The organism is Prolixibacter bellariivorans ATCC BAA-1284 (genome assembly GCF_000621705.1).
In the GTDB taxonomy this organism is placed as follows: domain Bacteria; phylum Bacteroidota; class Bacteroidia; order Bacteroidales; family Prolixibacteraceae; genus Prolixibacter; species Prolixibacter bellariivorans.
In genome coordinates this window covers 19,895-31,945 of the sequence record NZ_JHXO01000008.1, presented here as the reverse complement: position 1 = coordinate 31,945, position 12,051 = coordinate 19,895, and the positions used below count along the sequence as shown (strand labels likewise).

The following is a 12,051-nucleotide window of genomic DNA, read 5'->3' as shown; positions in this document are numbered from 1 at the left end:
TACTATCCGGTTTTTATATCCTTAAAAAATAAATGCTCCGGCAAAAATAAATCATTTGCCATTTCAGGTAAAACAAGGAAGGTAAAAGGCTGCAGGGATTGGTCGTTTGATAAAGTGTTCGGTTTCATGTTAAAAGGATTCGCAGATTAGTTCAGATTTGTTGGTATGCTTAAATATAGAATCTTATCATATGGTAGCAAATGGTTAATGGCATGTTATTGGGCAGTTAGGCTTACCAATACCTGCTAGTTTGTTAATAAGATATATCGACGTTGTTTTATTGTGTTTGCTTGAATTTCTAATTGTTCATTTTTCACTACTAATTGACTATCACCTTCTTTTCAAAAACGTTCTACGGGTTCCCCTTGAGGCGTTGGCTGCATGAATGTTGCCGCCTCCCCAGGTTAATCCGGAGTGATGGTCGCGGAACGGAGGATTGTTGATGCCCCATTCTTCGACTTCCCCCTGAATGGTCGGGGTTTCTTTCTTTATTTGCAGCGGTTCTTTCTTCTTGCCTTTGTAAGAGGCGATGATTTTTTTGATTTCCTCATTGCGCAAATGTTTATCGTACAAATAGGTGGGTATACAAATCAACAGGAGCAAGGCCAGACTTGCATACAGCAGAAAATTGTTGATGCTAAATTCGGCTACAATGCCGATGGCCCGGAAAATTAACAGAATTCCTCCAGTTATCCCTGAAATAAAAATGATGGCAGTTCTCATTGGTCAGGATTTTTTGGTTTGTCGTATTAAATGTACTTATCCTGAATGAGATTGACAAAAGTAGCTGTTGTTAAGTTTGTAACAAACCGGTGGCGATCTCTTTACTAACTATTGGATTTTGTTTTTATCGAAGTGTGTTTTTCTTATTGCTTGTTTTTTAGCGTATTCGCTAGTTCCGGATGGTTGGTAATGACACCGTCGACTCCCATATTGACCATCTTCCGGATAACTCCCGGCGAGTCGGCTGTCCATACATTGATCTTTTTTCCCTCCTGATGTAGCTGGCGAATCAGCTTTTTCGTGACAAAGAGATAATTGAGGTTATAGCTTTCGATAAATGATTCCTGTTCCGGATGAAAGGAATGAAAGGAGAGATCGAAGCTGAATCCCAATGCCGGGATGGCGAAAAAGGCCAGTTTCTGTAACCGAATGTTGGGATCGAGCTGATGAATATGCTGCAAAATATCCATGTGAAAACTTTGCACAACACACCAGCTTTCGGCCTGGTGTTTCCGAATGAGGCTGACCACCTTTTCTTCGATTTGAGGATAGTAGGGTGTTCCTTTTTTGATTTCGATGAGTAGTTGTGCCCGGCCGTCGATGTGTTCGATCACCTGTTCGAGCGACGGCACCTGCTCTCCTCTGTATTTTGCATTGAACCAACTACCGGCATCCAGCTGCCTGATTTCATCCCAGGTTAAATCTTTAATCTTGCCTTGTCCGTTGGTGGTGCGGTTCACCCGTTCATCGTGCATCACGCATACCACGCCGTCGCGGGTTTCGTGTACATCGATTTCTAGCATGTTGGCACCTGCCTGAATTCCCTTTTCAATGGCTGCGAGCGTATTTTCCGGTGCCGAACCTCCGTCTCCGCGATGCCCAATAACCGTGAACTGGTCGTTCGTAATTTTCCGTGAATAATTTGAAAGAAGCATATAATGGATTCCTGCCAAAAGAATACCGGACAGCACTATCAAGCCTGCCGATACAAATATGGTTTTTACGTTGATTTTCACTAAATACTGAATTCCTTTTTCCGACCTGTAACGGGTCGTGTTTTAAAATTTCACATCGAAGAGCTCCCTGAAACTTAGCCGGGTCACCCCATCGAACCACGAAAAGTAATCATCTACATCGGCTCCGATGTTCATAACGCGTGTAAAATAAGCACTTATATTCTTATCGTACAAGAGTGCCCACACCACAAAATTGCCGAATTTATGGGTCAGCAGGTCGCCGATGGTTTCGTGCGACTGATTGTAACTAAGCAGTTCCTCTCTGAATTTATCGATGTTTGGGAACGAAGAATTGACCAGGGTGTTGTTGATATAAAATTCCACTTCCTTGGGATAATAGCTTTTGATGGTTCCCAGAATTTTGCAGAGGAAACTTCGCAAATCAGAATCGTAACCTTCGCGCTCCAGTTTTATCTGGTCGAATTCATAAATGGTTGATTCGTGCCCGAACAGTTCCAGAATGTAACCAAACAAAGGCAAGGCACTTTTGTATCTTCCGAAATCGGAAACAAGAACCGCAATATTTTCGATGCAATAATACAGCAACTCTTTGTTGCGGGTGTGGAACGAAGTTTCGATTAACCGGTAGAATACGGGCATGGGGCGGTCGTCTCCCGGACGGGTTTCGCCGTCACCGTAGATGGAACAGTAGGCCGCACCGTACCAGTTCAGTGTATATTGCTTGTAGGGTAAATTTTTATTGGCCTTTTCGTTATAGTGCGCGTGAAAAAGTCCAATGCAGCGAACGGTCCAGCGTTCGGTCAAGCCGGAAAATAGTTCAAATGCTTCCTCGTTTGCCGTTTCCGATTTTTCCAGAATATGAAACAGCACATAGAGCATCGACATTTGAATATAATCAACAAAAAGATGGTCTTCCGGCAGGTTCACCACATGTAGCACAACGGACCGAATCAGGTTCCAGTCTTTGAACCCCTGCACAATCATCACCCGTTCCATCAGGAAGTAGCTGAAGGCATCGCCCGAAGAAACGGCCTGAACTAAGTCTTCCTGCAAGGCATCGAAGCCGGATTGCTCAGAAAGAAGGTATGGTACGAACCGGCGAAATTTATCACGCGACCATTCTCCGTTTTCGCTGTTGGCGGGAATCGTATTCCAGAAATGTTGGTACTCGAGCCCGTTGTTCACGTATGCAACCTGCACGGTTACTTGCCGGCGAAGGAAAAACTTGAAGAAGGGCATGACCAGCTTAATCAGCGTATGGTTCAGTGTGTATTTCCGGAGAATTTGCTTCCAGGTTTCGACAATACGCTTCGACAGGTCGTAATCCTGTTTCTGTACCAGGGCTTCGACCACCATGAGCATCCCGATGCGGCTCGCCGGTTCAAAATAGCTCTGCTGTAGTTCGCGACGGTTGCCTGTCTTAATCAGCGAAAGCATGTTGGTGTTCAAAATCCGGTTGGAGAGGTGTTCCAGGATTTGCAAACCAATTTGGGTATCAAATTTAGAGATGTAGTAGATGTACAGACTCACATTGTCGCGTACCTGGGCGATGGGATCCGACATGGCTTTTTGCAGATAGCGGAACGGATGATGTTTTTCGTCGTACAGGCCACGGGCGTAAATATTCGATTTGAATATTTCGTAGATGGTGTGCGTGGCAACCCGCCGGATGCGTATAATTGGCGCCATTTCATCCGTCAGCTTGTTGAACGACTCTTTCAGCTGATTGATTTCTTCCGGCGTATATTCCTTCTTGTGTTTGTGGCTTTCTTCCAGTTTCAGCTCGATGTCTTCCAGTTTTTCGGCCGAGGGTGCAATTTGGTCGCGGCGGTACTGCAGCATTTGTTCTACCAGACGGCATACGCTGGGATAATCTTCCGAAAGGAGAACGGCCAGCGCGTCGATAATAAGCTGGCGGACCTCGTATTGTTGGTCACAAGCCAGTTGTATGATGGTGTGCGGATCGTACTCTTTGTCGATGTAATCGGAGATAAGTGCTGTACGCAAAGCATTCCGGACAACCGCATAATTTTTGCCCGTCGAGAGTTCCCGTTTATACGCTTCCGCCGGAATAGGCAGATTCGGTTGGGGCAGTTTATCGTTTTCTTCGTCGCGGAACAACTTCGAGAAAAGATATTCCTGGTAACGTTCGTAAACAAAGCGCAACTCTTTGATGGAGTGTCGCTTCTCCACGCGTAGAATGCCTTTGTCCAACAGGCTTTTGAAGGAGTCGGAATAATTGAAAGCGTCGTCGGTAAACAGGAGATGGCTTAGTGAATAGAACGAATTGTGCTCATCTTCGTAAGCCTGGTAAAGATTTTGGAACCGGATTCCATCGGTTCGTTGGTGCCACAGCTCCCGGGTAATCATGTTCAGCAGGTGTGACAACTTTTCGTTTCCGCGGCTTTCGTCCAATCCGTTTTCACGGAGAAAATCTTCAAACAGGGCAATGGAATGGAATTGCCGGATATCTTGAGGCAGGTAATTATCGCGGAAAATAGAGCCGGCCATTTTTAACACCAGCGGATCACTCAGTCGGGTGCGTATGATAGCGTAATTCGGGGTGAACAATTCTTCTGTGTGAGTTTTCAATCTGAATTTTTGCTGGTATTTGGGATAGGTTTCCCGCAGTTCGTCTTCTGTAAAGCCTTTCACCGACAAATGCGACGGAGCTCCGTCGTGTTGCACACCGGCTGAGGTAAACCAATGCTGGTGTTTCATGATGCCGGTTTCGAGATGAATCACTTCTTCCCAGGTATAGGTCCGGCAGCTGATGACGACCTTGAAAAGCGGAAAATTGTGCCTGACCAGAAAATGATCGATAGCGCATAACAGTTCGACGGCTCCTTTACCGGCCGTTCCATCCGGACCATACTGCAGACATTCGTTAATGGCATCGAAAAGGAAGAACACCATTTTGCCACCTTTTTCTGCTTCTTCGTGTAAATCGGTGAGAATGGTCAGCAAATCCTTTTTTCCTTCGTCGAAGATGTTCTGAAAATGACCTTCGAGGGTCGTTTGTGAAAACAACTTGCTGTTGAGCGTAACGACCAGTTGTTTGTCGGCAATGAGACGGTCGGCCCAATGACAAATTTGGTTGGTTTTCCCGCTTCCGGCGTTGCCCAGCAATACAAAACCATTGGCTGGATTCGCCAGAAATAGGGCAAAGGCTTCGTCAAGGTATTTCCGGGGCGTAAACAGATTGGGATCGTACTTGTCGCGTTTCATTTCCCCCAGGAAATTTTTGGTGGCATTATTGCCCCGTTCCAGCATTTCTTCCAACGATTTGTGGCGACGTACCGATATCTTGTAATTGGAACCGATTAGCGCGCTGTTGAGCAATTGGTTGATGACAAAGGCAAACTGATCTTTAAAAAGCTCGGTTTCCTTGCTTGCTGCATTTTCATGCGATGATATGTACTTGAGCCTTCGCAGGTTTTTGGCATGAATGGTTTGGAAGAGATACGAATACTTTTCTTCCTGCTTTTCTTCGTTGCAGGGAAGGTAAACGACAAAAGGAGAGATGTTGATAATGTCTTCCTTGTTGAGCAGATCGCGGCGCCGGATTTTCTTTTGAACGACATAGTACAATTTTTCCTGTAACGCATTGTCCGCGGCAATGCGAATCGGCCTGCCGGTATGAGCACTGGAGCCGGAGAGAAGGAGAACTGAGTATGCCTTCTGGTCGTTTTCTTCGTCTATGACTTCTGTAACAGTAAAAGGCGTATAGGCCGAAATGGGGTACAATGCCTTAATAAACTGAAACATTCTGGGCTCAATTTTCTCAAGTAGCTCACGGTAGATATTTTTCGACAGGGTGGTATCGTGACCAAAGTAGCTATTCCGGAAATAGACAATACTTTTGAACTCTTCGCCTTTACGACCGGGCCAGCCCGTCAGGATGTTTCCTTTTCGATTGAACATAGCTTCGGAAAGCGAGCGAATCAATTCGTTTTCGGGAAGAAATTCATTTCCTTTTTTTAGCAAAACCAAAAAGATATCGCTTACCCAATCGCCAAATGACAGCGGTTTTTCGACAATCGAAGAGATAATTTTCCGTAGCTGATCATCAACCGGAACCTGGTTCTTTTGTAACAGCGTAATTAACAGACTGGAGGTGTACTGGACGGAAATTTCGAAAACATCGAAGAACCGACTAAAAGCATAAAAATAGTCTTCCTCTTCCAAAAATATCTCGTATTGGTTGATGGGGTAAGCGATGGAAAAAGGGAAGTCACTATAGACCACATCCAAATTGTCTTCTATCTGGTCCAGCTCCTCGTCGTTATAGGCATATAAAAATCGGTCATTCATGGCTATTGATGTGTTTGGTTTGGTGCAAGGTTATGCAGACGTGAGTTTGATGAACGTGATTTCGGGAAACATCCCGATTCGGGCCGGGAAGAGGACGTGCCCAAAGCCACGGTTAACGTATAGGTATTTTTCGTTCGCCTCGTACAGTCCGCTCCAGAAACGGTATTTCATTCGCGACGGACTCCAGGCGAAATTGCCGGCTTTTACTCCCAGCTGCATGGCGTGGGTATGTCCCGACAAGGTTAGCGGAATGTTATAATCGTTCATCACTTTCTGTTCCCAGAAACTGGGATCGTGCGAAAGCAGAATCTTCGTCGAAATATCGTGGACATTTTCCATGGCTTTGTCCAAATCGCCTGCCTGCGGAAAGGGAGGGAGGCCCCAGTTTTCAATCCCAATGATGGCCAGTTTTTGTCCGTTCCGCTCAATGACATGCGCCTGGTTTTTTAGCAAGGTAAAACCAATCTCCTGATGAAACTGGCATATCTTTTCCAGGTTTTCTTCGGGCGAACCAATCTCGTTCCATTTGAAATAGTCGTGTCCGCCGTAACTGTGATTTCCCAGTACCGAAAATAAGCCGCAGGGCGCTTTCAGTTCTTTTAATGTCGGGAGAAAGGGTTTGATTTCATCGGCATAAACGGTGGTTAAATCGCCTGTGAAGAGAATTACATCCGGATTCAGGTCCATGCATTTCCGGATGCCTTTCTGCAGTTGTTTCAGGTGTCCCTGAAAACAGCCAATGTGAAAATCGGACAGGTGGAGCAGCGTAAGTCCTTCGAATTCTGCGGGCAGGTTGTCGATTTGTATGTTCTTTTTTTCGGTTTGGAAGAGAAACCGGCCCCAAATGATGCCATGGAGAATGGCAAGGGCGGTAACCGTTGCGGCAATCAACCCAACAACCAGGAATGTTGTGGCAAATCCTTCGAAAAGAACGGCAATGTTATAAGACGAAAATAATCGGCTTAAAAGAGCGCCAGCCTGTGAAATCAGAAAGAAAAGCAGGAACAGCAATTTGGGAATGTAGTACAACAAGCTTAGCCCAATCAGGCGCATGACGAGTTTGAATCGTTCGGGTTTCAGGAAATAGTTCCGGAAATTCAGGACCAGTGTCCACATCACAAAAAAGAAAACCGGAAGTAGTAAAATCCAGTTGGACGGAAGATGGTATTCTTTCAGGACAAACATCACTGAAAGGTCGGAGCTCAGCAAGACCCCGATGAAGAGGACGAGCCCAATGGTTGATTTCAGTTTTTTCACACGGTTACGCTTTAAATCGGTTAACAGGCTTTGGTTATGTGATTTCCTTTTGCAGGAAGATAAATATGGCGTGATTTATTTGCTCAATTTTTTGTGCCGGATGTAGAGCCCGACGGGAATAACTACGACGAGTACGAGTTCTATCAATGTGAAGAGGTTATAGGCGCTCCCCTCGTTTGGCAGCCAGCCCAGGGCAATGAACCAGTCGGCTCCGTCCTTGATAGACGAAAAGATGGCTAGTAACGCCACAAAGGCGAGTATCAGATTCATTCGCTGTTCCCGCTGTTTTTCCTGCTTGGCCGATTCCCTTTCGAGGCTGACATGCAGCTGTTCCAATTCGGAGTCGATCTCCAGGCCAATTCGTATTTTCTCGTAAATCGCCTGAGGCAGAAAATTATGGGAGATGTGGTGCAGGTTAAAAATCTTGTCGAAGGCCTGGAATTCGTCGGCCAGATGAATCGAAGGTCGGGCCTTGCGGAAGGCTTTGTTGATTTCGCTCAGGTAGTTTTTTACGAACAGACTGTGAATGTAGATGAACCGAAAGTATTCATTGTGCCAGGCTTCGAGCTGATAGTATTGGGGGCGGTCGAGAACCACAACAAACGAATCGAACAGGGCAAGTCCCTGCCAGTTCCAGAAGTAGTTGATTTTATTGTTGTCAACCAGCTGACGGTAATAATCAGGAGAGGGATGAAACGGATTTTCCGGGTCGATGCTGGCTCCAATTGGACAATTGGTGGCCATATCAAACAACAGGTTTTCCCTGGTATAGCCCGCCGGATATTCCTGTGCGGGATCTTCTTCCGCCACGACAAAACATTTCAGTTTGTTGCCATTCTTCAACAGTTCCTGGTACCTTTTTACGGTCGATACGGAATAGTCACCGGCTGGAATTGTTTGCGGCGAATTGTTGCTCAAGCAGACGTTGTGTATGCAAATTAACGGTTGAAACAGGGAGAGGAAATCTTCTCCAACGTTCAATTTTTCGGTTTCCTGACGGGTATTCACATAACGGGTAATGGCCCGGAAGGTGGCATTGCAGTAGGTGATGGCATCGTAGGTTAAACCATTTTGCCGCATCCGGAACGAATACAAAAGCAATCCTTTTGGGAAAAAGAATAAATCCAACCGGTCAAAGAGTACGCTGATTGCTTCATCTTTATAGGCAAGATGAACCTCTTTTTCGAAAGAAATGGTATATGATTTAACATCCTTGTAAAATGCCTTATGTTGATGATAGGAGTCGGGATGCATGGAGTTGAAGAAACGACTGTGAAAAATGCCCGAAATTTCTTCCCGTTCATTCGGGGAATAGGTCAAAGGTTGGAATTGCGCCGGAGTATCGGACGAACTACGCAAGTCGTTCGTATATTCATCCAAACAGGAAGTGAGTTTTGAAATTATGTAGCGGGTACTTTTCCCGGTAATGAATTGTCCACACAAAAAGGTGGTTGCGTGTAGCGATCGGAATTCCTGCAACGATTTAACCTTCTGCGTATGATTGACAGGCTTCGTATGGGGTGTTTCCATAGTTTACGGGTAATCTGATAACTTAGGTTAGGTATACTTAATGTTTGTTTAGCTTATGATAAGCTTAAAGTTCGGGAAGTAAATTGATTACCACAAGTAAAATGGATCTAAATACGAGGCGGGAACCACTGGCTGAGCGGAATAAAAAGGAACAGAAAATGAGATTCTCCGTTTTTATGCAAAATAGACTATTGGGATAGAAGTGCTACCACTTCGCTTGTACTTTGTAATGCGGCAAACCATCGACCAATGATTTTGTGATGGTATTCAATGATTTCTGCAGCTTTCATAAAGGCATTGTCGTAGGTGCTGTGGGCATCCTGCACCAGAATGGTGTGGTAGTTTTTGGCAAACGCACTGCGGCAGGTGGTATCGATGCAGTAATCGGTTTGTAAGCCGGCGATGTACAGGGTGTCGATTTTGTTTTCCTGCAGAATGGAAGCCAGCGTCGTCCGGTAAAACGAATCTGGCGTTTCCTTGTCCAGGTAATAATCGTCGCGTTTCTGTTTCAGCTTGCGGTAAACTTTCCAGGCTTTGCTGCCTTCCTGCAGTTCTTCCCCGGCTTCTTCGGTATGCCGGATGAAAATGACCGGACAATTTCGCTTCCTGAACTCACCAATCAATGCATTGACATTGTCCACCAATTCAGTTGAACGGTAAACCGGTTCACCGGGATGGGCAAAAAAGCCCTCCTGCATATCAATCACCAGTAAAGCTTCGCGGGACTTGGAGGCGGTGTGAGAGAATTGATCGTTGGGCATGGTACAAGGAGTTAACAGGGTTTGTTTGATAAAAATACGTATAAAAAGAACAGAACGAAAGGGGAATGCCGGCAATTAAAGTGTTACGTCGGTGGAAAAGCATTGATAGCAAACAGGATGCAGCATTTATTGGCTGCACCCTGTTGCTTTTGTTGGGTATGGTTCCCTTTTATATTAACCCAAAGGACATCTATGCGAAATATCTTTTGTTTTAAAAACGGTACTGAAGGTTGACGCACATTCTGACATAACTGCCGTTTGCGATGGTTACTTTCAGCTCCGGAGCGAGGTTTAGCTGGTCGGTGAGGGCATAATTCACACCGGCACCGATGTTCAGACCTACGTTGCTGTCGGAAGCTGTTACTCCCGAAGTGGTGATGGTTCCGAAATTGGGATCGGTGTAAGTTATTCCCGGAATGTCAATCTTGGTAGATGTAAATGATAAACCGGCCATACCGTAAATGTTCAAACCGCTGTTGTCGCTGTAAAAAATGTAATGTCCGTCAAAGTCGAGAACATTCCAGTTGGCATAATTTTTTTCAAAAAAGTGGGTAAATGCAATTCCGCCTTCCCATTGTTCGTCGAACTGATAGACTCCATTGATGTCAATACCAACATTATCGATGTCTGTTCCGTATACCAAACCACCGCCTACACGAAGATGAGAAGTATCGAACGATTGGGAAAAGCCCAAAAGAGGTAAAATAATAGCAAGGATGAGGAATGCTGATCTTTTCATTTTCTTTCGTTGAATTAATATGAAACATTATAGTTATTTGTGTCCTGGTTAGGCAAATACACTAATCATAACGAAAGAAATTTTATCTTATTGTTAATCGAAATCAAGAGAAAATGAAATTTTTTCTTGAATATATCCTAAAGTGATGTGAAATAGTTTTCTTGAAAAAGAAAATTCATTTCGCTGCTGTATACCCTTATTCCCTATACCTTACCCCTTATCCCTGGTATTTTAATTGTTCATTTCTCACTGTTCACGGCTTATTGTCCATTGTCACCCCATTTTCTTCCAAACAGCAAAAAACAATAACACCCAGCCAATGATGAAACTGGTTCCTCCCAACGGGGTAATAGCTCCCAACCATTTGATGCCGGTAATGGACAGCAGGTACAAGCTACCCGAGAATAGCACAATGCCCACGGTCATGAAGATGGCCGACCAGTTGAGCGTTCCCGAAGGATAATGAATGGAAAGCACGCCAATAATCAGCAGTCCCAGGGCGTGATAAAACTGGTACTGTACTCCCGTGTGGTACACCTGCATCATGTCGGTCGTCAACCGGGTTTTCAGGGCGTGGGCGCCAAAAGCTCCCAGTATAACCGCCAGTGCCATTAGCGCCGCGCCGGTCATTAAAATGGATTTACTCATGCTGTTTTCTTTTTCGTCAATATCCGGAAACCATAACAACATGAGAAGGGAATTGTTAAACGCAGGGGTTACGAAAACTGAAAATCCAAGAATAAAGGTTAAAGTAAGAAGGCAAAAGTCTGGTGTCTAACGTTTGGAGTCTTCTTTTTAACCCCCAAAGCTTTCGAACAACAGAAACCTTTCACTTGACCTGTAACCTGAAATCCAGAATAACAGAGACATTTTTCCAGGGCAATTATCAGATGTGGGAGGTGGAGGAAAATACACGCGAGATAGTTTCGTGTATGCGGGAATTTGATAGCAGGGGCTCTAAAAGCCAGGGCAGGCCATTAACCTGCGCCTGGTCTGAATCACTTATTTTTTGTCGCACGGCTTATAAATAGCGCCGGTTGCGAAGTCGACAATGGCACCTGGCCAAAATAACAATACATCGGCAATTAAAGCGCCTGCTCTTACGGGTCTTGCAGGTGCTCCCGGTGCCGGTTTCGTTCTTTGACACTCAGATACAGCGCCGCCAAAAACAGTCGCACAACTCGACAGGGTTGCGGCAATGACCAGCATCCCAATTACATTCATGATTTTTCTTTTCATAATCGTATTAATTGAATTAAGTTATGAGAGACGACGAAACCTATAATTTGGTTATCGTCGTTTTGGAAATATAATCATGCAATCCTCTGAACGAAAACAGGTAGGATAGTATATCAATGGGAATAAACCGCATGACCGTACGTCCTAAAATCTGCAGCAGATAAAAGAATTTGTTTGTGGTTTCCGCTAACGATGATACTTTTGATCGGGTGATGAATTTTGCCGGAGTACGTCCGGCCACCAGCTCAAAGAGGAAGTAGTAAAGGAAGTAGGCAACAACAGATATCCATTTTACATCTTCCTTTGGTATGCTGTTTTTGAATAGGAGAATGAATACTACCACCAGAATGAGGTAGATAATGGTATCCAACAAAAAATTCACCAATCGTAATGTTTTCCCGGTCATCGTTCAGTTCTATATCTATATAATTATTCCTCAGTAACTATAATCCTTAAATTGGCTCTAAAATATTACATATTGTTAAATGTCCCAAAAAATCACGCAATTTAT

Annotated in this window: 11 protein-coding genes; all 11 read right to left on the bottom strand. The window is 44.7% G+C overall.

The features are described 5' to 3' along the window. Positions 1 to 2: 2 nt before the first annotated feature. A complete protein-coding gene (locus T426_RS26185; RefSeq protein ID WP_262502916.1) occupies positions 3 to 128 on the bottom strand; it encodes a hypothetical protein in 126 nt (41 codons plus the stop codon). 202 nt (positions 129 to 330) lie between these two features. Further along, entirely contained in the window at positions 331 to 723 is a 393-nt protein-coding gene (locus tag T426_RS0110045; RefSeq protein ID WP_027585627.1) for a hypothetical protein, read from the bottom strand. 143 nt (positions 724 to 866) lie between these two features. Then, entirely contained in the window at positions 867 to 1,739 is an 873-nt protein-coding gene (locus T426_RS0110040; protein ID WP_027585626.1) for a glycerophosphodiester phosphodiesterase, read from the bottom strand. A gap of 42 nt (positions 1,740 to 1,781) precedes the next feature. Next, positions 1,782 to 6,014: an NACHT domain-containing protein gene (locus tag T426_RS0110035; RefSeq protein WP_027585625.1), complete on the bottom strand. Its 4,233-nt coding sequence runs from the start codon at positions 6,012 to 6,014 to the stop codon at positions 1,782 to 1,784. A gap of 30 nt (positions 6,015 to 6,044) precedes the next feature. Then, positions 6,045 to 7,271 (bottom strand): metallophosphoesterase, encoded by a 1,227-nt coding sequence (locus T426_RS23335; protein ID WP_025865970.1) that lies wholly within the window; start codon positions 7,269 to 7,271, stop codon positions 6,045 to 6,047. 75 nt (positions 7,272 to 7,346) lie between these two features. Further along, complete coding sequence (locus T426_RS0110025) at positions 7,347 to 8,801, bottom strand: hypothetical protein (protein ID WP_025865971.1); 1,455 nt, start codon at positions 8,799 to 8,801, stop codon at positions 7,347 to 7,349. 188 nt (positions 8,802 to 8,989) lie between these two features. After that, on the bottom strand, positions 8,990 to 9,562 hold the full coding sequence (locus tag T426_RS0110020; protein ID WP_025865972.1) for a cysteine hydrolase family protein: 573 nt from the start codon (positions 9,560 to 9,562) through the stop codon (positions 8,990 to 8,992). Between the two features lie 211 nt (positions 9,563 to 9,773). Continuing rightward, a complete protein-coding gene (locus tag T426_RS0110010; RefSeq protein WP_025865973.1) occupies positions 9,774 to 10,301 on the bottom strand; it encodes an outer membrane protein in 528 nt (175 codons plus the stop codon). 273 nt (positions 10,302 to 10,574) lie between these two features. Then, positions 10,575 to 10,949 (bottom strand): DUF423 domain-containing protein, encoded by a 375-nt coding sequence (locus tag T426_RS0110005; RefSeq protein ID WP_025865974.1) that lies wholly within the window; start codon positions 10,947 to 10,949, stop codon positions 10,575 to 10,577. A 354-nt stretch (positions 10,950 to 11,303) separates the two neighbouring features. Further along, entirely contained in the window at positions 11,304 to 11,540 is a 237-nt protein-coding gene (locus T426_RS0110000) for a hypothetical protein (RefSeq protein ID WP_025865975.1), read from the bottom strand. Between the two features lie 40 nt (positions 11,541 to 11,580). Next, entirely contained in the window at positions 11,581 to 11,946 is a 366-nt protein-coding gene (locus T426_RS0109995) for an RDD family protein (RefSeq protein WP_025865976.1), read from the bottom strand. Between the last annotated feature and the right edge of the window lie 105 nt (positions 11,947 to 12,051).

Excerpts from the sequence above, each read along its gene's own strand:
- T426_RS0110025 (WP_025865971.1), bottom strand. The coding sequence starts at position 8,801 with ATGGAAACACCCCATACGAAGCCTGTCAATCATACGCAGAAGGTTAAA.
- T426_RS0110020 (WP_025865972.1), bottom strand. The coding sequence starts at position 9,562 with ATGCCCAACGATCAATTCTCTCACACCGCCTCCAAGTCCCGCGAAGCT.
- T426_RS0110045 (WP_027585627.1), bottom strand. The coding sequence starts at position 723 with ATGAGAACTGCCATCATTTTTATTTCAGGGATAACTGGAGGAATTCTG.
- T426_RS0110000 (WP_025865975.1), bottom strand. The coding sequence starts at position 11,540 with ATGAAAAGAAAAATCATGAATGTAATTGGGATGCTGGTCATTGCCGCA.
- T426_RS26185 (WP_262502916.1), bottom strand. The coding sequence starts at position 128 with ATGAAACCGAACACTTTATCAAACGACCAATCCCTGCAGCCTTTTACC.
- T426_RS0110005 (WP_025865974.1), bottom strand. The coding sequence starts at position 10,949 with ATGAGTAAATCCATTTTAATGACCGGCGCGGCGCTAATGGCACTGGCG.
- T426_RS0110035 (WP_027585625.1), bottom strand. The coding sequence starts at position 6,014 with ATGAATGACCGATTTTTATATGCCTATAACGACGAGGAGCTGGACCAG.
- T426_RS0110010 (WP_025865973.1), bottom strand. The coding sequence starts at position 10,301 with ATGAAAAGATCAGCATTCCTCATCCTTGCTATTATTTTACCTCTTTTG.
- T426_RS0109995 (WP_025865976.1), bottom strand. The coding sequence starts at position 11,946 with ATGACCGGGAAAACATTACGATTGGTGAATTTTTTGTTGGATACCATT.